This is a genomic window from Corynebacterium sp. H127 (genome assembly GCF_037482665.1).
GTDB lineage: Bacteria > Actinomycetota > Actinomycetes > Mycobacteriales > Mycobacteriaceae > Corynebacterium.
The window spans coordinates 70297-94473 of the sequence record NZ_JBBHKY010000004.1; the positions used below are offsets into that span (position 1 = coordinate 70297).

The window sequence follows — 24177 nt, forward strand, 5'->3', positions numbered from 1 at the left end:
TTTGGGCACAATAGAAGAATGTTCCAATCGGGGGTAGCGTCCCTGGTCGTCCGGCTTGAGACCCAATGAAAGTGAAATATTGTGACTGCTCCAATCGGTAATCCACCCAAGCGAGGCCCGCGGGAATCCGTGACTCGAGCGGCTGAAATTGCTCGTAAGTATGGACGCGCCGGGTCCGCGGAACACGCGCTCGCACTCATGGATGCGAACTTTCGTGCGGGAACCGTCGTCGTGGTTGGCGAGATTAAACGCGGAAAGTCCTCACTGGTCAACGCGTTGGTGGGGTACCGGGATCTCTTGCCGGTTGACGTCCTCATGTGTACCTCGGCGCCCATCCGAGTGCTCACTGACCCACACATGGACGGCGCTCCGGAGTTCTTCTTAGTACGTGGGGATCATAAGGATCCTATCCCGCATGCTGAGCTCCCGAAGTGGGTCACGCACCAGGCTGTACAAGAAATCGACCAGGCGGCAGGGGATGAGGATGCCGCCTTGCTCTTGCCGAGTGCAGCTGAAATCAAATTGGGTTTTGAGGGACTAGGGGCGCTCACAGTAATTGATACTCCCGGCGTCGGCGGCCTTGATGAACATGCTATTGCTGCGGCGCTTGCGGAGGCGCGCCAGGCCGGCGTGCTACTGATGGTTTGCGATGCATCCACACCGATCACCGCTCCCGAAATGGACATTTTGCGGCAAGCACGGGAGACGGTTGGCTCTGTCATCGTCGCGGTGACCAAAACGGATAAGAATATTCGCCGCTGGCGCGCCATCGTGGAGGACAATCGTCGCCTCATCACTCAGCACTTGGGTATTGAAATACCTGTTATCGGCGTCTCCAGCCTGCGTGCTCTCGACGCGATGGCGGCGACGGACCCTGAGCGACGCGCGATTATCGACGACCGTAGCGGCATGGCCGCCTTGCGCAAGCAGATTCGCTGGGAGCTCTCCGCTGCCTCTGGCCTCGGAATGCGCACTGCGATCGACTCCATGAAGGTGTGCATGGCGGATATTAAGAAGGGTGTGGAACAGGATATCGAGCTTCATACGGGGGCCTCTGACGCCGTCGCCAAGCTCGAGCAGGAGCGCGCCAACCTGGAACAGTTTCGTGAGGAAACCAGTGAATGGGAGCAGCTGTTCCAGCGAGATATCTCTTTGGCCCGTAATGAGATTTCGGGCAACCTGGATCATAGCCTCGAGCAATTGCGCATCACCTGGACCGATCGGATTAATGCCGATGGCATGCGGGTGCTGCGCAGCAAGCCGCAGGTCTTTACCAGCCAAATCGAGGTCGAATTCAAAAAGATTCTGGAAGACAGCGTGCAAGCGATTCTTGTTGAAGTCGAGCGCAGCTGCCGTGGCTTGTTTGACGATGAAAACACAATTCGTGAGGTGATGGGCAGCATCCTAGCGTCCCTGGTTCCTGCGGATATTGTCAAGCGTGACGTAGATAAGAAGACGAAGGATCTAGTGGATCCGGCGGTGCTGTCCATGGGCATGATGGGAGCCGGCGCCCTGGCAATGGTGATTCCGGTTGCTCCGCTCGCCGGAGGCATCTGGATCGGGGTCAACCTTGCTTATAAGGCGATGCGCAACGGCAAACAGAATCTGCTCTCATGGCTGCGTGAAATGCAAGGAAACTCGCGCTCCACGGCAATGCGCTTGATTGATCAGGTCATTACTAATGCGCGCACCGAAATCCTATTGCGGCACCGCTCTAATCTGCGCACGCGGCAGCGGGAGATCCAACAGAAGATTGAAGACGCCCGCAAGATCGCCCAAGAATCTGAATCTGAGCGGAAGAATCGGGTAGCCAGGTTGCAGAAAAATCGGGACATTGTCCAGGCGACCATGGCCGAACTCGAGGCACATAAACGAGCGCTATTGACCGAAGCGAGGGGGAAGTAACCGTGGTGGACATGAACCTAAACCAAGAAGTGGATACCTCGCGCGATGCAGCGATCGCGGCACTAACCACCTTGCTCACACAAGCCACCGATGCTCTCGCGCAGGGCGGGCCGGAGCTCGCCGAGCATGCTGCAGAACTGCGCAAAATGGTTTCGCGACCGCCGCGGGTAGCAGTAGTGGGACGTTTGAAGTCCGGGAAGTCGACCCTCGTTAACGCGCTCACCCAGCATGTTATTGCTGCTACCGGTTCTTTGGAATGCACCATGGCAGTGAGTATGTACTTCGACGGCGCACCAGCGCGTGCCGAGGTGATCACCACCACGGGTGAGAAGCAACGCATCCCGCTGGGAGACGGGCCACTCACCGACCTGGGGATGCCATTGGATGAGGTAGACCATGTTGAGCAGTTTCTGCCCAACGCGCAACTGCGACGTCTTTCCTTGATCGATACCCCGGGTACCGCAACCTTGACCGTTGAAAATGAGGCGCGCACTCGGCGCGTTCTTGTCGACGGTCAAAACGACACGCGCCGTGCCAGCTCGTGGGCAGATTCCCTGGTGTTCCTGTCAGATTCTGCTCCGCGCGAAGACGAAAAGCTCTTTATCTCTCAGCTGGGGATGACACCGTTGACGTCGATAGGCGTGCTCTCTCGGGCCGACAGCTTCGGCGCAGGTGCCTTCGGGCATCGGGATCCGCTGGAGTACGCCCAGGAACATGCCAAGTCGATCGCGCAGCAACTCGGCAATTCCGTCTCCGAGGTGCTGCCGCTCTCCGGTTTTATGGCCGAGTCTGCACTTGTCGGCAGGATCACCGGCGATGTCGCGCGCACCCTAGCGCAGCTTTCTCCTCTTGACCGCGAGCAGCTTCTCGACGTCATCGAGCTGCCGGATCCCGCTCGAGTCGTGCCGGGATTCACCGCGCAGATGCGTGACAGCCTGCTGGATACGGTCGGGGAGTATGGCATCATCGCTGGCCGTGACGTAGCCGCGCGTGAGGGGGCAGTCGGGCTGATGAACTGGATGGTGGACCGCTCCGGCATTAGTCGCCTCACCCAAATGCTCACCGGAGAGATCAGTTACTTTGCTGTGCTGCAGCGCGCCGTGCGGATGCTTGATGCCTTGGATGACCTCGCCGGAAGCAATATTGGAAAGGATCATGTCCGGTGGGTGCAGTCAGTGACCCTCGCACAGCCGGGTATGCACTTTGTGATGCTCTACCGCAGCTATCGCAACACCTACTCCTCGACCCCAGATTCGGCACTCTTGGCGCCACTACGTGCGGCGATTTCCGCCCGCACAGCTGCCGAAGTCGTTGGATTGCCGTCCGATACCGCTCCGGAGCAGGTCCGCGCCACCCTGCAACAACGCCTCAGCGAAATGCAAAACATGGCAATGGGCCTGCTCTCTGCAGCTGAGGATGAAGCGCGAGAACGCCTGGTGGTGGCGTATCAGGCGGCCCTTAAAGCACTGGCATAAGTGGCCTAAATGTGACCGGTTACACTGCTACAAATTGAAAAATAGTTTAGTATCGGTTCGTTAAGCCAATATTTTGCACCGAAAATTATTAATCATCAACCCATGGAGACTGCGACAAATGAGTACTGCCTGGCATTTCGCGCTTGACTTTGGCACCAGCAACACCTCGGCTGCCCACACTGCGCCGATGAGTGGCTCAGTAGAGACGGTTGCACTGACACACCGATCCAATCTGATGCCTTCCGCAGTGTACTTAGAAGATGGCGCTGTACTCGCCGGTGATACTGCCTTGCTGCGTGGGCGTCGTGACGCATCCAAGCTGCTGTTATCTCCCAAGCGCTACATCGATCACGATCATGTCCAGCTGGGTGGACATGACGAGGACACCCTCAAACTAATCGCCGCAGTGATTGCCACTGCTCTAGATCGGGCGCGTTCCCAGCACGCAGGTCAAGATCCGGAGACGGTGACCCTGACCCACCCTGAGGCCTGGTCGGTGCACTCAGTAGACCAGCTTAAGAATGCAGCTCAGCAGGCTGGGGTCCGCGCCGAGATCATCCGCACTATTTCCGAGCCACGCGCAGCTGCTGTGCACTACGCGGCGCAGCAGCAGGTGAAGCCGGGGAGCCACGTTGCCGTCTTCGACTTCGGTGGCGGAACTCTTGACATCGCAGTTCTTGAGGCGCTTAACGACGGCAACTTCCGAGTCGTCTCGGCAAAGGGCGATAACTCCTTAGGCGGTCGCACTGTAGACAACTTGATGTTCCGCTGGGTGATTACACAGCTGGAACACGATGACCCGGATTTCGCAGACTATGTGCGCACCGCCCCAGTCTCCGTTATGCACTCGCTGGAAGAAGCGATCCGAGAGGCGAAGGAGATTCTGTCTGATACTTCTTCTGCCACCATCACTGTTTCTACGCCGCAGGGCGAGCGCGACATACTGATCACCCGCGATGAGTTCAACGGGATTATCCAGGACTCCGTCGGACGTGGTGTCGAACTGACTCGCGCAGCTCTCGAGCAGGCAGGCGTGGATCAGGCAACAACTCCGATCTACATGACCGGTGGTTCTTCTCGTATTCCTTACGTACAGAATCGACTGGGCGAGATCGGGACGGTCATGACTCTTGATGACCCGAAGACCGTGGTGTCCCGCGGTGCGTTGCGCGCCACGCTCAATGGTTTCACCGAGGGTAGTGCTGCCACTGCAAAGACTCCGATAGCTCCAGCTGCCGGGGCTGCTGGAGCCGGCGCGCTAGCAGGAGGGGCGAACCCCTATGGCAATGCTGCCCCGAACTCTGCGCCGGCTTCCCCTCAAGGTGCAGCGGCACCCACAGGTAATCCCTATGGTGCTAACCCTTATGGCGGTGGAGCTGATAACGCTGGGCAGCCTGCTGCCAACGCCTTCAGCCAGTCACCTTCAGCTGGCGGTTCCGGGAACAACAACGTCCCGTCTTCGGCTTATAGCACCACCGCTGGTGGGGCTTCCGGCAGTAAGTCCAAGGCTCCGCTGTTGATCGGTGGTGGTGTCTTGGCCCTAGCTCTTGTTGGCGGTGGCATCTGGGCCTTGACAAATGGTGGTTCTGAAGATCCGAGCCCAGCTTCGACCGAGACGCAGGCGGCCTCGCCAAGCACTCAGAAGTCCACTACAACCTCTAAGTCTTCCGGCTCCGGATCGTCGTCCAAGACGAATGATGCTTTGGCAGACCCGAGCAAGAACGAACGGCACATTGTAAACCGTGAGTCGAGCACGAAGGATGTGCTCCCAGCTGCCTTTGTGGACAAGATCCGCTCGTGCAACGATCCGCGCGACATTGGCTCCAGCGTCGGTTGGTTTGCAGACTCTCCTGCCACGGGATATGCGTGCCTGGTGGAAACGAGCGCTCTGGGTGATAAGCAGAACGAATCTGCATACTCGGGTGTGAAGTATGTACTCGTCGGCGATGAAGCCCAAAAAGGCTGGGACGCAGTACAGAAGTCGAGCAAAATGCCACCGCAGAAGCTCCAAGATGCGAGCGGAAACAAGCCGGAAGTTGTGACCGGCCTGACTTCTGACAGCGATACCTCCCCGGAGTGGGCTGCCTGGTACCCAGATCAGAAAATCCTAGTTGCATCCCACACCGGTACTAACTACAAGGGCAAGGAGACGGAATACCTGAAGTACTGGGGTTTCCTGCAGTAGCCCATGAGCGGAACCTAGCCGGTCGCAGCCACGGCGTGTTTACCACCCAGGCTGCGGCTGGCTGTTTCTTGCCGTTGCCGCCAAAAAGTTAAGAGTCGACCCCTGCGGCGCGTAGGGCGTCGAGAAGCTTCGTGCGCGCGCGGTTGATGCGGCTCTTTACCGTCTGGATTGGGATGCCCTGCTGCTCGGCGATGTCTTGGTAGCTCAGGCCAGCGTATTCGCGTAGGACGATCGCCTCTCGGAATTCCTCGGGAAGTGTTGCGAGGGCTTCACGAACCACAATTCCCGCCGTGACTTGGGTGTCTATATTCGATCCTGGTGCTACTTCGTTGTAGCCGGCCTCGTCATCAGGTAGCTCGCGGCGCTTACGGACTATCTGGAGAGCTGCATTGGATGCGATCCGGTATGCCCACGTGGAGAACTTCGCGCCGCCGTCAAAGCGATCCAAGTTCTGCCAGGCTGCCGTCAGGGCGTTTTGCATGGCATCTTCCGCGTCGTGCTTATTGCCTGTGATGGAGAGGCACACGGACCACATTCGACTGGAAGCCGACTGCGCCAACGCAGCAAAAGCTCGCTCGTCGCCGGACTTGGCGCGAGCGAGCAGTGTTGCTTCCGTAGCGTGCTGTTGGCTGACCCCGGTTTCGAACCCGTCGAGGGAAATATCGCTCACGGTCTACACCCCCGGGTCAAAATCGAAGTCGGAATCTGTAGCATCCTCCTGCGAATCATCCAGGTGGAAGTCATCCTCCTGAAGCCCCTCGTGAGTGTCTGCAAAACCGAGGTCATCATCCAGCTCAGGGGGCAGCAGCTCCTCATCCAGAGCGGACGTGGCAGCCACGTCATCCGAAGCATAAGGCTCCGATTCGGGGATGAGGTCACCAGCCGGCGGCGGGGTAGCAGGATCGACAGCAGTGGCGATCATCGAGTCGAAGTCCAAGTCCGCAGGCAGCGCTTCATCGCCATAGAGTTCCGTCAAGGGAGGCAGAATTGGAGATTCCACCTCTGGCGGATCATCAGCAAAGTCCGCTGCTAGGTCGATATCATTTGTCATTGTGTCACCTCCGTTCCACGTGCTGAGAGTCGTGCTGTAAACCGGTGAAAAACACCTCACCTAGCAGTGAAATGCGCTAGGGCGCGGTGATGTTCCCGGCGGTGGCTGAAAACTCACATGCACGTGGAAAAAACTAGAAACCGATGAAGCGAGTGTTGAGCGCAGGCTCATCGCGGGAGAGCGCAAGACCTTCCCATGGCAACGACACTAGCTGAGAGGCTAAGTAATCGCGCGACTCAACAAGCGTCGGGAGATCTGCCACCGGTTTGCCGTCGCGAAGCAACGGCACCGTCAGGTCGCGGACCTCAAGGGAACCTACGGTGGGGGCCTCCGCGCCGAATGGCGTAACCAATTCCTCGACCGCGGTGCCCGTATTACGGCATGCGCGCCAGCCACGCTTCGCACCTCCCACAGACTTCTTCGAAGAGGAACGCTTGGCCACCGGGTGACCGTCTACTTCGACGACTTTGTACACCATCGAAGCGGTGGGCGCTCCCGATCCCGTCACCACCGAGGTACCAACGCCGTACACGTCGACTGGGTCGCCGCGTAGGCCCGCGATAGTGAATTCGTCCAGGTCAGAGGACACCACGATCTTAGTGTTGTGGGCCCCGAGACCATCGAGCTGTTGGCGGACACGACGGGTGAGTATGCCGAGATCACCGGAGTCAATACGAACTCCGCCCAGCTCTGGACCCGCAACCCGAATCGCCGTTTCTACGCCCTTTTCAATATCAAAGGTGTCAACGAGCAGCGTCGTACCCGGCCCTTGCGCCTCAACCTGGGAGCGGAAAGCCGCTTCTTCGTTCGGGGTGCCGTCCTCATTCACGTGCACCAGGGTCCAGGAGTGGGCGGCGGTGCCCGATACCGGTATGCCGTAACGATGCCCTGCCTCGAGATTGGAGGTGGCTTCGAACCCCGCGAGATAGGCCGCGCGAGAGGCAGTGACAGCCGCATACTCGTGAGTGCGGCGAGAGCCCATCTCGATGATTGGGCGGCCATCTGCGGCGGTGACCATGCGGGCGGCCGCGGAGGCGATGGCGGAATCGGAATTCATGATGGAAAGGATGACCGTTTCCAGGATCACGCATTCGGCGAAGGTGCCCCGGACCGTGAGGAGCGGCGAGTTCGGGAAGTAGAGCTCGCCTTCCCGGTAGCCGTCGATATGCCCGCTGAACTTGAAGTCGCGGAGGTAAGCCAGCGTCTGTTCGTTGAGGAAATCCAAGCCAGCGAGTTGTTCTTCAGTGAATACGTAGTCCTTGATTGCATTCAGGACACGGGAGGTGCCGGCCACGACCCCGTAACGCCGCTCATTGGGGAGCCTGCGTGCGAAAACCTCGAAAGCACACTGCCGGTGCGCGGTGCCGTCGGCAAGCGCAGCCTGCAGCATCGTCAGTTCGTACTTATCTGTCAGCAGCGAGGTAGAACGATCGCTTGGCAGTGAGGACGCGGATCCGGTAACACCGGTGAGTTCGGTTAAAGAGGTCACATTGCCAGCTTAATGCACTGCTTGCCAGCACGGTGGGGGTTTTCTGCTGGGGCGGGTCTCGGCATAGGTCGGCGTGGGCTAGCGTGCGGCTGTGGGCGGCTGGCTACTAAGCTGGGAAAGCATGAGTGAGCGCTTCCGATCAATGAGCACCCCCTCGGCGCCGATGGCTTCTCCGGAGCTGGAGGAAGTCGTCGATGTTGACGTGATGACCAGTGAAAACCTGCCGTGGATGTGCATCGTGTGGGATGATCCAGTCAACCTGATGAGTTATGTGACGTATGTTTTCCAGACCGTTTTGGGAATGAGTCGCAAGAAAGCCACCGAGTTGATGATGCAGGTGCACACCGAGGGCAAGGCGGTGGTGAGTTCTGGTGAGCGTGACAAGGTGGAAGCTGACGTGAAGAAGCTGCACAAAGCGGGGCTGTGGGCCACGATGCAGCAGGCGGGATAGACAATGGAAGCCTGGAAAAAGAGGAAGTCCATCATGCGGGGCGCGAGGTTCACTGTAACTTTCGAGCCGATGGAGCGTGAAGTCTTAGGGGACATGGCATCTGCCGTGGCCGAGGCGCTTATTCACCGCGCGCAGTCTGCGCCGAAAGACGAGCTCGCTGAGCTCACCGGCATGGCCTCCGGGCATAAGGAGCCGCCAACTGACCCTGCGCTCGCGCGGTTGCTGCCGGACTTTGAGATGGCAGGGGACGAGGAATACGAGGGCGACAATTCACTCTTGCGCTCCCTGCATGAAAACGACATTTGCCGAGCCAAGCTGGAGAACCTGGCCGTGATCACGAATGCACTGGGCCCTGACGGCAATGTGGCGGTGGTGGCAACGGAAGAAGAGGCCCACGCCTGGGTCGCAGGGCTCAACGACATTCGCCTCTACCTGGCATCAGGCGAGCTCAAAGGCAGCGAACAAGAAGAACAGGACCGTGACATGCTTGTCCAGTGGCTCGCTTTCAACCAAGAGTCCTTGCTCGAAGCGATGATGGGCTAGCACAGTGCTTATCGACGTCCCCGGTGTGCTGCTCGGGCACCGCAGTCTGGGCGATACCGGTGTGAGCGTGGTTGTCGTTCCTGGGGGCGCTGTGGCTGCCGTCGATGTGCGTGGTGGCGGCCCGGGTACCCGGGAAACTGATTTGCTCGAGCCACACAATACGGTTCAGCAAGTTCACGCTGTGGTGCTTTCCGGTGGTTCTGCTTTCGGTTTGGCCAGCGCTGATGGTGTCATGCGGGCGCTGGAAGAAAGAGAGATCGGCTTCCCAGTGCTCGGTGAGGAGATTCCGGGTCCGCGGGTGCCGATTGTCCCCGGTGCCGTCATTTTTGACCTCCTCGTAGGCGATGCCTCACATCGGCCGACCGCCGCGGACGGCTATGCTGCGGTCCAAGCGGCATTTGGGGAGCCACAGACCGAATCAGGTTCGGTAGGGGCTGGATGCGGCGCAACCGCTGGAGTGCTGCGGGGTGGCTTCGGTCAATCCTCGCAAAAGGTCGGCGGCTATACGGTTGCTGCAGGTGTGGTGGCCAATCCGGTAGGTGCGGTGATAGATAAGGAAACCGGCAGGTTTTGGGGAGACTCTGCCGTACCAGCGGTGGACCCGGGCCGTTTCGCCGAGCAAAAGGGTTTGCTGACCAAGTTGAATACCACCATCGGGGTCATTGCTACCGATGCGCCGGTGACCAAGGCTCAAGCTAAACGGCTCGCCATGACGGGGCACGACGGCCTGGCCAGAGCGATCCGTCCCGCACACTCGCCTCTCGACGGCGATACCCTTTTCGCCCTCGCAACCGGGAACGGCATCGGCGTTGGGATCGAAGAGATGATTGCGCTGTCTACTGCTGCTGCTGATGTCGTCTGCGCTGCGATTGTGGATGCGGTGGTGCATGCTAGCAGTGGCTATGGCTTGGCAAGCTACGCGCAGCTTCGCGATTGCCAGTAAAATAACGCAACACATGGATTAATTCTTTGTCAGAGCACATTCCTTGAGGACGTGACTAACGTGTCGTACCAGTTCCCGAACCCAAACTATGTGCCGCAGGTGCCGTCTTCAGGCGGAGTGTCACTGGTGTCGAAGGGGAGCCAGGCGGCTCGCCGTGGGGCAGCCTCAGCCGGTACCTTTGTTGCGATCATTTGGGTCGTGCACATCATCAACCTGTTGACGGGGAAAAACCTAACGCACTTCGGCGTTCATCCCTTGGACGTCAGTTCGCTGCCATACATATTCACCTCACCGTTCTTGCATGTCGGGTTTCCGCATCTGATAGCCAATACGCTGCCCGCAGCGATTTTTGTGTTCCTGATCGCTTGGTCGGGGCATAAAGTGCTGTGGGAAGTTTCGCTCATCGTTGCAATAATCGGCGGGATTGGCACGTGGCTGTTTGGCGGGATTGGTACTAACCACGTTGGTGCTTCGGGGCTGATCTACGGTTGGCTTGCGTACTTGATTGTCCGAGGCATGTTTAATCGCAGCCTGGGGCAGGTCCTGCTCGGAGTGGTACTGGCCAGTCTGTATGGCGGTCTGATTTGGGGAGTACTTCCCAGTGATGCCGGGGTGAGCTGGCAGGGCCACCTGTTCGGTGGGATTGGTGGCATCGTTGCTGGTGCAACTATCACTTCCGATGACCCCCTAGCGTTGGTGCAAAAGCGGGAGAAGAAGCGTTTGCAACGCGGTTCGATCTAACTGATTACTATTGAATCTGTTATGACTAAAACCCCTGATGCATCCGCCCCCATTGGTATTTTTGACTCCGGTGTGGGCGGTTTGACTGTTGCGCGATCAATTGTTGACCAGTTGCCCCACGAGTCCATTATCTATATCGGCGATACTGCGAATGGACCGTACGGGCCACAGCCGATCCAGCGGGTGCGTGAGCATTCCACCAAAATCGCTGATGAACTGGTGGAGCGGGGATGCAAGATGGTGGTCATCGCCTGCAACACCGCCACCGCCGCCTTTCTGCGTGATGCGCGCGAGCGTTACGACGTCCCGGTGGTACAGGTTATCCTGCCTGCAGTACGACGTGCAGTGGCCACTACCCGCAATGGCAAAGTCGGCGTGATTGGTACCTTGGGCACCATCAATTCCGGTGTTTACCAAGACATGTTTGCTGCTGCCCCAAACATCGAGTGTGTGGCAGCACCATGTCCGCGCTTTGTTGATTTTGTGGAACGAGGCATCACTTCTGGTCGGCAGATCTTGGGCGTGGCGGAGGCATATTTGGAGCCACTACAAGCAGCAGGCGTGGATACCCTGGTGTTGGGATGTACGCACTACCCGTTGCTGTCAGGCGTTATCCAACTGGCGATGGGGGAGAACGTGACACTAGTATCCAGTGCCGAAGAAACCGCCAAAGATGTCTTGCGAGTGCTCAGCGAGAAAGACCTGTTAGCCGATCCCGAGCAGCATCCGCAGCCTACGCGCAGTTTTGAATCCACCGGCGACCCGCACCTTTTCGCGCAACTATCGCAACGCTTCCTCGGGCCAAGTATCACCACAGTGGCATCACATCCCAGGGTGTAGCCTCGCCAAGAAACTTCCTGGCAAAAATATCGCGATTTTGGCTCACTCATGAGAAAGTTAAGTTATGAAGCTGACCATTCTTGGCTGCAGTGGTAGCACCGCTTCGCCAGCCAACCCTCCTTCGGGCTATCTGGTGCAGGTAGATAACGCTCCGGGTGTCCTGATGGACATCGGCCCCGGTGTGCTTGCCAAACTGCAAGAACTGGCGGATCCTTCCGATCTGCACGTGGTGCTGAGCCATCTCCACGCCGATCACTGCCTAGATCTTCCCTCGCTCATTGTGTGGCGCCGATACCATCCGGCTAGCCCGGCGAAATCCCGCCACCTTTTGCTCGGGCCTGCGGACACCACCGGGCATCTGGGGCCTCTGAACCTCGAGGGAGCGGACGACCTCTCCGACACCTTCGCCTTCACCCCTTGGACGGCAAGAACGCCACAGATCGTCGACCGGGTGCAAATCACCCCGTTCCCAGCGATCCACCCAGTGGAAACCTACAGCCTTCGTGTCACCGAAGCGACCTCAGGAAAAGTCATCGCCTACTCTGCTGACAGCGCATACACCGACTCCTTGGTCGAGTGTGCTCGAGACGCAGATCTGTTCCTTTGCGAAGCCACCTGGGGCTATGAAAGCGCAGGCAAAGCTCCAGATATGCATCTCAGTGGCTCTGAAGCCGGACTGATCGCTTCCCGGGCTGGGGCAAAAAAGCTGGTCCTCGTGCATATTCCGCCATGGGGCGATGCAGCTGGGGCACTGCGCGGTGCGCAGGAGAACTTCGATGGCGAAGTGGTCATTGGCGAGTCCGGGATGGTGTTTGAGTTTTAACCGCTCGTCTGCCATGATTTTACGATCATGATTTCGAGAGTAGAAGCTGTGCTATCTCCATCTTGCGGCGTGGACTTCTCTCATAATCATGATCGTGGAATCATGATCGTCGTCGCGCTAAATGAGTACGCTGAAAGGCATGACTTCTTTCACCCGCGCCGATGGGCGCGCACTTGATGAACTACGTCCCGTTTCCATCACCCGCGGATTCACGACGAATCCGGCGGGATCCGTGCTCGTGGAGTTCGGGAATACCCGTGTCATGTGCACTGCCTCTGTTGAGTTGGGCGTGCCCCGCTTCAAGAAGGATTCCGGCGAAGGCTGGCTCACCGCAGAGTACGCGATGCTGCCAAGTTCCACGCACGATCGCATGCCGCGGGAATCTATGAAGGGCAAGGTCAAGGGGCGTACTCACGAGATTTCTCGCTTGATTGGGCGGTCCCTGCGGGCTGCCGTTGATCTCAAGGAGCTGGGAGAGAACACGATCAACATCGATTGTGACGTGCTGCAAGCCGATGGCGGCACGCGAACGGCTTCGATTACCGGGGCGTATGTTGCGCTTGCCGACGCCATCGCTGTCCTGAGTGCGCGTGGTGTGGTGCCGGGCAATCCGCTACTGCCTCCTGTTGCTGCGGTCTCTGTCGGTCTCATTGATGGCAAAGTGTGCCTTGATCTGCCTTACGAGGAAGATTCCCGTGCCGAGGTAGATATGAACGTGGTCATGACGGAATCAGGTGAGTTCGTAGAAATCCAGGGCACCGGCGAAGAATCAACCTTTAGTCGCACCCAGATGGGCTTGTTCCTCGATGCCGCAGAAAAGGGGTGCCGTGAGTTGATCGCAGCCCAGAAAGCAGCGTTGGAGTTGGCGCTCTAATGCAGCTGTACTTGGCATCGAATAACAAGAAGAAGGCACAAGAACTTCAACGCGTGCTGGATGCCGCTGGCATCGCGGGCGTGGAGATCCTCCTGACCGCGGATGTGGCACCCTATGCGGAACCGATCGAAGACGGCCGCACCTTCCAAGACAACGCGTTGATCAAAGCGCGCGCCGGGGCCGCTGCAACTGGATTGCCGTCGCTTGCCGACGACTCCGGTCTCGCCGTCGATGAACTGAACGGAATGCCGGGTGTGCTCTCTGCCCGGTGGTCGGGCGGGCATGGTGACGATGATGCCAACAACGAGTTGTTGCTCGGTCAGATGGCGCATGTTCCTGATGGGCGAAGGAGCTGCGGTTTCGTCTCGGTGTGCGCACTCGTGTTACCAGATGGCACGGAGCATGTGGCACGCGGTGAATGGCGGGGCACGTTGCTTCGGGAACGCCGTGGCGAGGGGGGATTCGGTTACGATCCGCTCTTCTTGCCTGAAGACGCCGAAGGGCGCGCATCGGCAGAGCTATCCCCGGCGGAAAAGGATGCCCGCTCACATCGTGGCAAGGCATTAGCGCAGTTGGTGCCGGTTATTTCTCGGCTTTCCTAATGACTGTGCCCCTGCGAAGGAGGGGGTCGCAGGGGCACAGTGAGAAGGTAGGTTTCGTTTAGTCGATGAGGCCCACCTCCCGCACGATCTTCTCGATGGCCTCACGCGATGCGGAATCAGAGATTGGGGTCATCGGTACGCTCATGGTGTTGGTCTTGATGACGCCGATGAGTTCCAAAGCAGTCTTGAATGCGCCGACACCGGCGGCTGGGCCGACCTTGCCCACTGGGGTGAAGACGATTTCAAAGAGTCGTGCCAACCGATCTTGCTCTTCCTTCATCTGGCGTAGGTCGCCGGATTGGAAAGCCTGCCACATGCGAACATAGCCACTTGGGTCAACGTTGCCGAGCCCTGGGACGCAGCCGTCTCCTCCTGCAAGATAGGAGCCATCGACAACTACTTCGTGTCCGGTGAGCACCTTCATAGGGGATCCAGCTGCCTTGTTGAGCATGCAGAGTCGTCGGAAGGAGACGTCGTCACCGGAGGAGTCCTTTACTCCCTGAAGAACTCCTTCGGCGCCGAGTTGCACCAATAGCTCCGGTGCAAGTTTGCTGTGGACACAAACTGGAATGTCGTAGGCAATGATCGGCAGAGTAGTGGCCGTGCGGAGGGCACGGAAGTGTGCTTCGATCTCGGCTGGACCCGTGATGGCATAGAACGGGGCGGTGGCGACTACTGCCTGCACGCCGAGTTTTTCTGCCCGCTGGATGTGCTCGATGACGCGGTTGGTCTGGGTGTCGATGACGCCGGCGTAGACCGGGCAACGGCCGTCGACAAGCTCAAGGACCTTGGCGATCACCTGGTCACGGACGTCGTCGCTCAAGAAAGCGACCTCGCCGGAGGAACCGAGGACAAAGATGCCGTCTACACCGGCACCGACGAGTCGCTCAACCAGGTTGCCGAGGGACGCATAGTCCACATCGCCGGTTTCAGTCAGTGGGGTGAGCAGGGGAGGGATGATGCCGGAAACAATTCCGTTCATGATGATTGCTACTTCCTTAGAGCAAAGATGGGGTTGCGGCGAGCAAGGTACGGGTGTACTCCTGCTGCGGGGAGGCGAAAAGATCGTCCGTTGGTTGTTGCTCAATGATCTCGCCCTTGAGCATCACGCACATGCGGTCCGCGATGTAGCGGACAGTGTTGATGTCGTGGGAAATGAAAACCAGACCAAGCCCGAGTTCAGACCTCAGGTCGGTGAGCAGGTTGAGCACTTGGGCACGGACGGAAACGTCGAGTGCAGAGGTGGGCTCGTCGGCGATGATTAGGTCGGGCTCGAGCGCGAGGGCGCGGGCGATCGCCACACGTTGGCGCTGACCGCCAGAGATCTGGCGGGGCAGTACATCGAGTGCAGACTGCGGAAGACCAACCAGATCAAGCAGCACCTGAACTCGCTTGAGGCGGGAATTCTCATCACCGATGTGGTGCACGCGTAGCGGATCGAGCAGCTGATCCTTCACCGTCATGCGGGGATTCAGCGCGGTAGCTGGATCCTGGAACACCATGGAGATGGAGCGGCCGATTTCCTTGCGGTCACGACTGGAGTGCTTGAGGGGCTTCTCGTGGAAGAAGACCGTGCCACTCGTGGGCTTTTGCAGGCCGACCATGACGCGTGCCAGCGTGGACTTGCCACAGCCGGATTCGCCAACGATGCCGACGACTTCCCGGCGATCCACCCAGAAATTCACGTCCTTGTTGGCATGCACGGTGTCTGGTCGAAACAGCTTGCCGGTACGGGTCTTGTGAATCACGTTGACATCTTTGAGCTCGATGATTCTTTGTGCTTTAGGTGTCGGCATGATCACTTCTCCTTCTGAGCGATGCGAACAGAACCAGTGCCGTTACGAGTCGCAAAGGCGTCGTCCGTGGCGGCGTAGTAATGCGTGGTGGAACCAGCAACGGCGCGTGGCTTCGGCTTCTGCCCGATGCCTAGTTCTGGCTGGCGGGAGCGTGGTGCGAAGCGGTCACCGTCGATGAAGTCCCGTGGGCTCGGCACCGTTCCCGGTACCTGGTAGAGGCGATTAGCCCCCGCCTCGATGGACAGCACAGCGCCCAGCAAGCCGCGGGTGTACTCGTGGTGTGGGTCGGTGAGTAGTTCGCGCGTATTACCGCGTTCGACAACCTGGCCGGCGTACATCACTGTGATCTTGTGGGCCAGCTTCGCTACGAGCGCGAGGTCATGGCTGACGAAGATCATGGAGAAGCCCAGCTTCTCCCGCAGTTCGTTGAGCAGATCAACCACCTGGTGCTGGACGGTAACATCCAACGCAGTGGTTGGTTCGTCCGCAATGAGCAGACGCGGGTTGCGGGTCAGTGCCATGGCGATCAGAACACGCTGGCGCTGGCCGCCCGAGAGCTCGTGAGGGTAGGACTTGAGCGTACGATCCGGATCCAGCCCGACCAACTCCATGAGCTCTTCCGCAGTGCGCTTGCCACCGCGGCGAATCAGCTGCTGGAGCTGGGTGCGGATCAGCATGGATGGGTTCAGGGAGCTGAGGGCGTCTTGGTAGATCATAGCCATGTCATGACCGCGGAGTGCATTGCGCTCCTCCGTAGTCATCTCCAGCAGATTCTTGCCGTCGTAGCTGATCTCACCGGTGATACGGGCCGTGGGTGGTAGCAGCCCCATGATGCACATAGCGATCAGTGACTTGCCGCAGCCGGATTCGCCGACCAAGCCCATGGTTTCGCCAGGGGAGATCTCGAAGCTGACGTGGTCAACAATGTTGACGTCACCGTGTGCCTCCGGGAAGGCGATGCAGAGGTCCTTGACCTGGATCAATGGTTCTTCTGCGCGGGTGTACACCAGGCGGCGATTCTCGACGCTCTCGGCGTCGTGCAGCTTGCCGAGCGAAACATCAAGCGCGGCGCGAGCCTCTTCGTCGGAAAGCGAGCCAAGCGACTTTGCGGTGTTGATGCTGGGGTCGTCGTCAGTAACGCGGATGGTGCGTTTGATGCGTGGCGACGCCATGGCGTCGGTGAGCCCCTCGGACAAGATGTTCAGCGCTAGCACCGTGATGAGGATCATCAGGCCTGGGAAGAACGTGGGCCACCAAGCGCCGGTGAGCAGCAGTTGCTTACCATCGGCAAGGATGTTGCCCCACGATGGTAGTGGTGGCTTCACACCAGCGTTGATGAAGGACAGTGAGGCTTCGAAGACGATGGCGTCTGCAACCAGCACCGTGGCAAACACTGCGATCGGCGCGATGGTGTTGCGGGCGACATGCTTGAACAGGATGTGCGGAATGCTCGCGCCCATCACCTTAGCTGCGGAAACGTAGTCCTCGCCGAATTCGGATAGGACGTTGGCGCGTACCACGCGGGACAGCTGAGGGATGTAGAGGAAGCCGATGGCGAAGACCAGGACAGGCAGGGAATTGCCAAACACGGCGACGAAGACGGCTGCCAGTGCGATGCCTGGGAAGGACATGATGATGTCCAAGATGCGCATCAGTACTTCGGATACTGCCTTGCCAGCGGTGGCTGCGATTGAGCCGAGTACTGCGGCGATGGCGAGGGCCGAAACGGTAGCGCACATGCCGATGACCAGGGAAGCGCGGGAGCCGTACAAGACGCGGGAGAAGATGTCTCGTCCAATGGCGTCAGTGCCAAACCAGTGCTGACCACTTGGTGGCTGTACCGGCGCGTTGGATTCCAATGGGTTGTAGCCGGAGAGCAGCGGTGCGAAGATCGCCATCAATGCCACCAACGTCAGGAAGCCGAGTGCGAACTTGGAGGCGATGGGCAGTGCCTTGATGCCTTGGAAACGCTGTCCGGCCTGGGACTCTAGTTTTTCAGTGAGTTTTCTACGCATTAGATGCTCCTGATGCGTGGGTTAACGAGGACGTACAGCATGTCCACGATGATGTTGATGATGATGAAGGCGATGGCCACCGTAAGGGTCACGCCCTGGACGAGGTAAACGTCGTTGCGTGTAACACCGTCGAGGATGAGCTGGCCCATTGCCTGAATATTGAAGATAATTTCAATGATCACGGCGCCACCCATGAGGTAGCCGACGCGTAGACCGAGGACTGTGATCGGTGTGATCAGTGCGTTGCGCAGCACGTTGCGGGAAATAACCTCCGACTTCGGAATGCCCGAGCCGATCGCGGTGCGCACGTAATCCTTGTCGAGTTCTTCCACCATTGCGGTTCGTACCACGCGGGTAAGGGAGCCTGCGACGGGAACCGCCAACGCGAAGGAGGGCAAGAACATGTTGTTCATGTACACCGCAGGGTTCTCCGCGAGCGGCACCCAGGCAGTAATCAGGGCGGGGAACATTCCCATGCCGCCGGGGATGGTACCGAGCCACTGGATCAGCAAGATTGCCAGCCAGAAGGACGGGGTTGCTAGCGACGCGATGGAAATGACGCGAATGAGCTGGTCTGGCCACTTGTCGCGGTACAGCGCTGCAACAACGCCCAGCACGAGCGCGATGACAGCGGCGATGATGAGGCCGAGGAAAGTCAGCTGCAGCGTGATGGGGAATGCTTTGGCTACGACATCGGTTACCGAGGCGCTACCGGTGGTGGTTCCTAGGTCACCGCGCAGCATGCCCATGAGGAAATCCCAATAGCGCACGAGCAGTGGGTCATTAAGACCGTGAGTTTCGCGGTATTCTGCGAGCGCTTCAAGGGATGCAGATTCACCGAGTGCGAGACGCGCCGGGTCTGCGGGGCTGAAGGACATGATGAAGAAGACCAGGAAAGTCACTCCGAGGATCATGATCGGGAGAGCCACCAGCCGTCTTCCGATGAGGCGGACGAGGTTTGACATATGCTGTCCTTAATTCCGGTTGAGTTCCCGCCCAACTTCTTGCGATGGGCAGTGCTCAACGTCAAAGTTCGTGTGTCACGGGCCGACCGGCCCAGAAAGGTTGCCTTTACAGGTGAAGGTGCAGCTAGCGGGCCGGCCGGTGAATTGACTGCTGAAGTCTGGACTACTTGGTGGTAGCGACATCCAGGAAGGAAAGGCCGGTCAGTGAGATCGGCTTGAAATCAATCAGAGTGGACTTGTCCCAGGCCGTGGTGCTCTTGCGGTGGAACAATGGGTAGAGCGGGATGTTTTCCGAGATCTTGTCTAACAGCTCGGCCCACTTCTTATCTTGGACTGATGTGTCGGTTGCCTTGAGACCCTCATCCAGCAGTTGCTGGACTTCGGTGTAGCTTTCGCTGCCCTTCCAGTGCATGCGGCTATCGGTCCAGGTGTCGCCTGCGTACCACCAGCGCATCAGCAGATCTGGGTCGGTACCAAAGACAGATGGGTCGCCTGGTGCAATGACCACGTCGTATGCTTCCGGCTTGCCATCGATGGTGTTGTAGACATCCGAGGACTTCTTCTCGATGAATTCCACCTTGATCCCCACGCCGGTGAGGGACTGCTCGATGAGTGGGGTACACTTCTTGACCCAGTCGTGGTCAGTGCACAGCAGGCGCATTTCCGTCAGTCCAGTTTCGGCGAACAGCTCCCGTGCCTTTTCTGGCTTGAACGAGTAGACGTTCTTTGCTTCCTTGTAGTTCGGGTGCTCCTTGTGGAGGAAGCTGGTGGCGGCGGTGGCCTGGCCGAGCATGCCGGTCTCGATGATCTTGTTCATATCGAGGGCATACATGAAGGCTTGGCGATTCTTCACGTCGTTGAATTTGCTGTTTGGCGAGCAGTTGAACATCGCGAACAGCAGGCCGAAGCCCTGGACTGATTCTACCGTGGAAACTGCCTTCAGCTGCTCGACGGAGAGATACGGCACGGAGTCGATAGCCTGTACAGTCTTAGACTGAATGGCGTTGGTGCGGGTGGAGGCGTCTGGGATGATCTGCCAATTCATCTTCTTGGCCAGCGCTGGCCGTGGACCGTTGTATGCGTCAAAACGCTCGAACTGAATGTTCTTGGACGTACCACCGTTATCTGTCATCTTGTAAGGCCCGGAACCTATTGGCTTGGCGGCGAATGCTTCGGCACCCGCTTCTACAGCCTTCTTAGGGACGATTTTGACCACGGCGAGGCGATCGGCAAAGACGCCGGTTTCGTGCTTGAGGGTGAACTCAACAGTCTTCTCATCCTTGGCAGTCACCTTTTCGATGAATGGGATGAAGGATGCGTAGAGAGACTTATTTGCCTTGTCTAAGACGCGCTCGAAGGAGAAGACGACGTCTTCGGCGGTCACTGGGCTGCCGTCATGGAACTGTGCGCCGTCGCGGAGGACAACCTCAGCGGTGGTGCCGGAGGCCTTTGGCATGTCCTTGGCCAGGGCTGCATTGACCTTGCCGGTTGCCGGATCCATTTCGGTCAGGCCTTCGAGGGTGTGCCAGTTGGCTGCCACGGTAAGGGCCGCGGTGGTGCTCATCGGGTCGTAGCCGTTAGTTCCGAGCTCGTAGGAGATCGCTGCGGTGAGGGTGCCGTCAGCCTTCTTAGCGCTTGGGTCGGCTGCGGGGGCATTGCTGCCACCGTTTTGAGCGGGGCTGCCACAAGCGGCGAGAGTGGCGGAGAGTCCGGCGGCGGCGCTGAGCGCTCCGGTGATCTTCATGAAATCGCGACGGGAGTATGCGCGGGTCATGGTGCTTCCTTTCGTGGAGTCTTCCATTTCCTTGAGAAGGCGATGGAAAACGATTTCTGCCGATTTGCAGTTATGGGGTAGTAAATTCTGGCAAACGAGTCACCGTCCACCAGTGGATAAATACAGCATACGTCAGACGTCCGATGTTGTACAGGATTTCTGCTAAAGTCAATTGGGAAAGCAAAATCCTGCGAGTAAGTCTTACGGGGCCGTCGATGAGCAGGCGGAATCGCCGAGTAATGTGGCCCTCCCAATGACCAAAAGGAACAGCAATGTCAAAGGTGCTTGGAAAACCCAAGCTCAATCCCACAGTTACGGAGATTGAGAACTATATTCGTGATAATTCTCTCAAGCCCGGAGATATGCTCCCCTCAGAAGCCGCACTGTGTGAGCTGCTAGAAGTTTCCCGAAGCTCAGTTCGTGAAGCCATGCGTACCCTTGCTTCGCTCGATGTAGTGGAGATCCGCCACGGGCACGGCACTTATGTTGGGCAGATGTCGCTCGCCCCCTTGGTGGACGGGCTCACACTGCGACTGACCATTGATCAAGACAGTGCCCTGCGCAACCTCAAACAAGTGGTGGATACCCGCATCGCATTTGATCAATTCAATGCGCCGAAACTTATCACTGCTTACCGCCAGCATCCCACGGATCGGCTACGTGAAATCGTTGCTGAGATGCAAGAGTGCTTTGAAAAAGGTGAATCCATCACCGAAGCTGACGGCCGATTCCATGAAGAGCTCAACAGCAAACTCTCTAACCAGCTCATCCAAGAGCTATATATGGCGCTATGGAAAGTGCACACCAAGGCAGTGCCCCAACTCAAGCTGGATCGCGAAAGAGACTTGCGGGATACCGTTGACGCACACCTCAGCATGGTTGAAGCTCTTGAAGCAAGGGATGAGGCGCAGCTCCTCCGCACTCTTGAAGTCCACTATGGCCCCCTCAAGCGCATGATCGAAGAGAAGATACATGACTGATTTTTATGCCTGCATAGACATTGGTGGCACCAAGATTGCCTATGCGCTTATCGACGCCACCAACCCGACCACCGTGCTCAACACCGGACGCACCCCAACCCCGTCCCATGACGTCATGGCTGCCGTACTGCAGGTGCTTCGCCAATTGTCAGAAGATGCCGCGGCGCGCAAAGGCATCATCCGGGCCATCGGAGTGGGCGCGCCAGGAGTGATTGACCCATTCGAGGGTCGAGTCGTGTCTGCAGGACCGACCATGCCCGGGTGGGCTGGCACGAGCATTGCAGACGCCATTCGCGCCGAATTCGATATCCCGCTGGCTATTCATAACGATGTCCGCATCATGGGGCTCGGTGAATCCGTCTTCGGTGCCGCCCAAGGGGTAGCCAACACCTTGTTTGTCAGTTTGGGAACCGGAGTGGGGGGCGCACTTGTTCGTGGCGCACGCCTCATCGATTCACCGCACCATACTGCGGGGGAGCTGCGGGCAATTCTCGGGCGAGTCCCCAATGGGCAGGCTGCACCGGTGGAAGACTTTGCTTCCGGGCCGGGCTTGGCCCGGAGTTATAACGAACTGACCGGCAGTGACATTCAACTCCCCGAAATCATGCAGCGCTATCACGCAGGTGAAGAAAGCGCCCGCGCGGTGGTGAGCGGCAATATGATCGCCCTTGGGGAGGCTCTCGCGGGTTTTGCCTCAGCGATCGACATAGATGCCCTCATCATTGGCGGCGGTGTCGGCGCCATCGGCGCCCCGATCTTGGAACCAATTATCGCAGGCTTCCGGCAGCACGCGCTGCCCCCAATAGATACCATCCCAATTCTGCCGGCCCAGCTGGGCACCAATGCGCCACTCGTGGGCGCCGGGTACTTGGCCAGCTTGGCTTGCAAAGGAGAATAACCAGTGAACAGCACCACCTTCTTCGATACCGTTCGAGGCAGTCTCATTGTGTCCGTACAAGCCCCCGATGGGCATCCGCTCCGCGACACGCGCACCATGGCCTTTCTTGCGAAAGCTGCCGAGGCAGGAGGAAGCACCGCAATCCGTTGCGGTGGCTACGGCGGGCTCGCAGATATTGAGGCCATCTCGAATGCGGTTAGCCTGCCGGTCATCGGGTTGACTAAGGAAGGCGATACCGGCGTGTACATCACTCCTTCCGTGGCTTCGGCAGTGGCCGTCGCCAAGGCGGGCGCCACTGTGGTCGCCATTGATGCCACTTCTCGTCCCCGTCAGGATGGCTCTACTTTCGCCGAGCAGGTCCACGCCGTGCACGAAGCGGGCGCGCTAGCAATGGCAGATATCGCAACTGCGGAGGAAGCCGTGGCAGCACATGAGGCTGGTGCGGATCTGATTTCCACGACCCTGGCTGGGTACACGGAACATCGGCAGAAGACGAACGGGCCGGACTTGGAGCTGATTAAGGAGATCCGCACCCACCTCGGTGACCAGGTGTTCCTTATCGGTGAAGGACGCTTCCACAGCCCAGACCACGTCCGGCTAGGCCGGCAAGCGGGCGCAGACGCCATCATCGTTGGCACCGCAATTACCGATGTCGCCTGGGTTACCAATCAATTTGTGGTGGCTGCTCATGACTGAGTCATTCCTGGCCACAGTGGTGCTGCCGGGCGCAGACCTAGGCACGCACAACATCACCATCTCCGATGGCACCATCGTGGGCATGGAAGCCGTCGACGCACCTGCGGAACTAATTGCTTTTCCGGGGCTCGCCGATATCCATACGCATGGTGCCGCGGGGGAGTCTTTTCCCAGCTCAGATCTCGAGGGCTGTTTGGCTGCCGCGCGTTACCACCGCAGCAATGGCTCGACGACGCTGCTCGCCTCTACGGTGTCACTACCAGAGGAACGGCTGCTGCCGCAGTTGAGCCTGCTTGCCGACGTCGTGGACATGGGAGCCATTGATGGCATCCACGCGGAGGGGCCATTCGTCAACGCTTGCCGCTGCGGAGCTCAAGATCCAGCTGCGATCATCCCCGGTGACCCCGATCTATTGCAGCGCATGATCGAGGCCTCCCGTGGTCAGCTACGATCCATCACCTTTGCCCCAGAGACAGAAAACGTAGAAGAACTCATCGGCTTGTGCGCGGACAACAATGTCATTGTTTCGCTGGGACACACTGATGCCACCGCACCGGAAACCGCGGCGATCATTGCGTATGCCGTCAAGCGGGGTGCGAGCGTAACGGCGACTCACCTGTTCAATGCGATGCCACCGCTGCATCACCGTAGCCCTGGTGCCGTCGCTGCACTCCTCGAGGCGGCTGCCGCCGGAGAAGCGACGGTTGAACTCATCGCCGATGGGGTTCACCTCGACGATGCAACAGTAAACATGGTGCTGAATCTAGTTGGCCCGGAGCGGGTGACCTTCGTCTCTGACGCCATGGCCGCAGCTGGTAAGGCTGATGGGCAGTACACCCTGGGCGCGCTCGATGTGACTGTCGCGGATGGTGTCGCGCGCCTGAGCACGAGTGATGGTTCAGAAGGTGCTATTGCAGGTGGCACGTCGCGAATCATTGATCAATTGCGTCGACAAGCACGCGCCGGGCGCCCCCTGGCAGAAATCCTTAAGGCCTGCACCAGCGGGCATCACCTAGTAGGTCAGTCGCACCGCGCGAGCATCGCGCTGAACACGCCGGCAAACTTCGTCCTGTGCGACTCGAACTTGCAGATCACCCGGGTATTCCGGGACGCAGAAGAAGTAGGTTAACA

23 protein-coding genes are annotated in these 24177 nt (G+C 58.7%); 15 read left to right on the plus strand and 8 right to left on the minus strand.

The window, feature by feature from the left end; all coding sequences use genetic code 11:
* Positions 1 to 81 precede the first annotated feature (81 nt).
* The 3 genes from WG936_RS05685 (at position 82) to WG936_RS05695 (ending at position 5565) form a co-directional block, all read left to right on the plus strand.
* Entirely contained in the window at positions 82 to 1905 is a 1824-nt protein-coding gene (locus tag WG936_RS05685) for a dynamin family protein (protein ID WP_339564985.1), read from the plus strand.
* Between the two features lie 11 nt (positions 1906 to 1916).
* Positions 1917 to 3380 (plus strand): GTPase, encoded by a 1464-nt coding sequence (locus tag WG936_RS05690; protein ID WP_339564984.1) that lies wholly within the window; start codon positions 1917 to 1919, stop codon positions 3378 to 3380.
* A gap of 118 nt (positions 3381 to 3498) precedes the next feature.
* Positions 3499 to 5565 carry an Hsp70 family protein gene (locus WG936_RS05695; RefSeq protein ID WP_339564983.1) on the plus strand — a complete coding sequence of 689 codons (2067 nt, stop codon included), beginning with the start codon at positions 3499 to 3501 and terminating at the stop codon, positions 5563 to 5565.
* Between the two features lie 88 nt (positions 5566 to 5653).
* On the opposite strand, the gene WG936_RS05700 is transcribed toward WG936_RS05695, so the two are convergent.
* The 3 genes from WG936_RS05700 to WG936_RS05710 form a co-directional block, all read right to left on the minus strand.
* Complete coding sequence (locus WG936_RS05700) at positions 5654 to 6235, minus strand: RNA polymerase sigma factor (RefSeq protein WP_445227815.1); 582 nt, start codon at positions 6233 to 6235, stop codon at positions 5654 to 5656.
* A gap of 3 nt (positions 6236 to 6238) precedes the next feature.
* Positions 6239 to 6616 (minus strand): hypothetical protein, encoded by a 378-nt coding sequence (locus WG936_RS05705; RefSeq protein ID WP_339572370.1) that lies wholly within the window; start codon positions 6614 to 6616, stop codon positions 6239 to 6241.
* Between the two features lie 133 nt (positions 6617 to 6749).
* The gene (locus tag WG936_RS05710; RefSeq protein WP_445227814.1) at positions 6750 to 8105 is read right to left on the minus strand and encodes a nicotinate phosphoribosyltransferase; all 1356 of its coding nucleotides are present in this window, start codon (positions 8103 to 8105) and stop codon (positions 6750 to 6752) included.
* 142 nt (positions 8106 to 8247) lie between these two features.
* On the opposite strand from WG936_RS05710, the gene clpS reads away from it, so the two are divergent.
* The 8 genes from clpS to rdgB all read left to right on the plus strand — a co-directional run bounded on the left by clpS (position 8248) and on the right by rdgB (position 13922).
* Positions 8248 to 8556 carry an ATP-dependent Clp protease adapter ClpS gene (gene clpS, locus WG936_RS05715; protein WP_339565015.1) on the plus strand — a complete coding sequence of 103 codons (309 nt, stop codon included), beginning with the start codon at positions 8248 to 8250 and terminating at the stop codon, positions 8554 to 8556.
* 3 nt (positions 8557 to 8559) lie between these two features.
* Positions 8560 to 9099: a DUF2017 domain-containing protein gene (locus WG936_RS05720; RefSeq protein ID WP_339564981.1), complete on the plus strand. Its 540-nt coding sequence runs from the start codon at positions 8560 to 8562 to the stop codon at positions 9097 to 9099.
* 4 nt (positions 9100 to 9103) lie between these two features.
* Positions 9104 to 10042 carry a P1 family peptidase gene (locus WG936_RS05725; protein ID WP_339564980.1) on the plus strand — a complete coding sequence of 313 codons (939 nt, stop codon included), beginning with the start codon at positions 9104 to 9106 and terminating at the stop codon, positions 10040 to 10042.
* Positions 10043 to 10165: 123 nt separating this feature from the next.
* Entirely contained in the window at positions 10166 to 10783 is a 618-nt protein-coding gene (locus WG936_RS05730; protein WP_445227817.1) for a rhomboid family intramembrane serine protease, read from the plus strand.
* Between the two features lie 21 nt (positions 10784 to 10804).
* Positions 10805 to 11623, plus strand: a complete 819-nt coding sequence (murI, locus tag WG936_RS05735) for a glutamate racemase (RefSeq protein WP_339564979.1) — start codon at positions 10805 to 10807, stop codon at positions 11621 to 11623.
* Positions 11624 to 11687: 64 nt separating this feature from the next.
* Positions 11688 to 12446, plus strand: coding sequence for an MBL fold metallo-hydrolase (locus WG936_RS05740; RefSeq protein ID WP_339564978.1), 759 nt, complete (start codon positions 11688 to 11690; stop codon positions 12444 to 12446).
* Between the two features lie 139 nt (positions 12447 to 12585).
* Positions 12586 to 13320, plus strand: a complete 735-nt coding sequence (gene rph / locus WG936_RS05745) for a ribonuclease PH (RefSeq protein ID WP_339572371.1) — start codon at positions 12586 to 12588, stop codon at positions 13318 to 13320.
* Positions 13320 to 13922 carry an RdgB/HAM1 family non-canonical purine NTP pyrophosphatase gene (gene rdgB, locus WG936_RS05750; RefSeq protein WP_339564976.1) on the plus strand — a complete coding sequence of 201 codons (603 nt, stop codon included), beginning with the start codon at positions 13320 to 13322 and terminating at the stop codon, positions 13920 to 13922. The genes rph and rdgB overlap by 1 nt, the downstream gene beginning before the upstream one ends.
* 58 nt (positions 13923 to 13980) lie before the next feature.
* Here the strand turns inward: rdgB and WG936_RS05755 are convergent, their stop codons facing one another.
* From WG936_RS05755 to WG936_RS05775, 5 genes are all read right to left on the minus strand, one after another.
* On the minus strand, positions 13981 to 14904 hold the full coding sequence (locus tag WG936_RS05755; protein WP_339564975.1) for a dihydrodipicolinate synthase family protein: 924 nt from the start codon (positions 14902 to 14904) through the stop codon (positions 13981 to 13983).
* Between the two features lie 16 nt (positions 14905 to 14920).
* On the minus strand, positions 14921 to 15718 hold the full coding sequence (locus WG936_RS05760; protein ID WP_339572372.1) for an ABC transporter ATP-binding protein: 798 nt from the start codon (positions 15716 to 15718) through the stop codon (positions 14921 to 14923).
* 2 nt (positions 15719 to 15720) lie between these two features.
* Positions 15721 to 17733: a dipeptide/oligopeptide/nickel ABC transporter permease/ATP-binding protein gene (locus tag WG936_RS05765; protein WP_339572373.1), complete on the minus strand. Its 2013-nt coding sequence runs from the start codon at positions 17731 to 17733 to the stop codon at positions 15721 to 15723.
* Positions 17733 to 18698, minus strand: a complete 966-nt coding sequence (locus tag WG936_RS05770; RefSeq protein WP_339564972.1) for an ABC transporter permease — start codon at positions 18696 to 18698, stop codon at positions 17733 to 17735. The genes WG936_RS05765 and WG936_RS05770 overlap by 1 nt, the downstream gene beginning before the upstream one ends.
* A gap of 163 nt (positions 18699 to 18861) precedes the next feature.
* Complete coding sequence (locus tag WG936_RS05775; RefSeq protein WP_339564971.1) at positions 18862 to 20472, minus strand: ABC transporter substrate-binding protein; 1611 nt, start codon at positions 20470 to 20472, stop codon at positions 18862 to 18864.
* A 272-nt stretch (positions 20473 to 20744) separates the two neighbouring features.
* Between WG936_RS05775 and WG936_RS05780 the strand changes: the two genes are divergently transcribed.
* The 4 genes from WG936_RS05780 to WG936_RS05795 are packed head-to-tail and all read left to right on the plus strand — an operon-like array spanning position 20745 to position 24175.
* A complete protein-coding gene (locus WG936_RS05780; RefSeq protein WP_339572374.1) occupies positions 20745 to 21452 on the plus strand; it encodes a FadR/GntR family transcriptional regulator in 708 nt (235 codons plus the stop codon).
* On the plus strand, positions 21445 to 22350 hold the full coding sequence (locus WG936_RS05785) for an ROK family protein (protein ID WP_339572375.1): 906 nt from the start codon (positions 21445 to 21447) through the stop codon (positions 22348 to 22350). The genes WG936_RS05780 and WG936_RS05785 overlap by 8 nt, the downstream gene beginning before the upstream one ends.
* Positions 22351 to 22353: 3 nt before the next feature.
* Positions 22354 to 23046 carry a putative N-acetylmannosamine-6-phosphate 2-epimerase gene (locus WG936_RS05790; RefSeq protein ID WP_339564968.1) on the plus strand — a complete coding sequence of 231 codons (693 nt, stop codon included), beginning with the start codon at positions 22354 to 22356 and terminating at the stop codon, positions 23044 to 23046.
* The gene (locus WG936_RS05795) at positions 23039 to 24175 is read left to right on the plus strand and encodes an N-acetylglucosamine-6-phosphate deacetylase (protein WP_445227813.1); all 1137 of its coding nucleotides are present in this window, start codon (positions 23039 to 23041) and stop codon (positions 24173 to 24175) included. Before WG936_RS05790 ends, WG936_RS05795 begins: the two co-directional genes overlap by 8 nt.
* Positions 24176 to 24177: the final 2 nt, after the last annotated feature.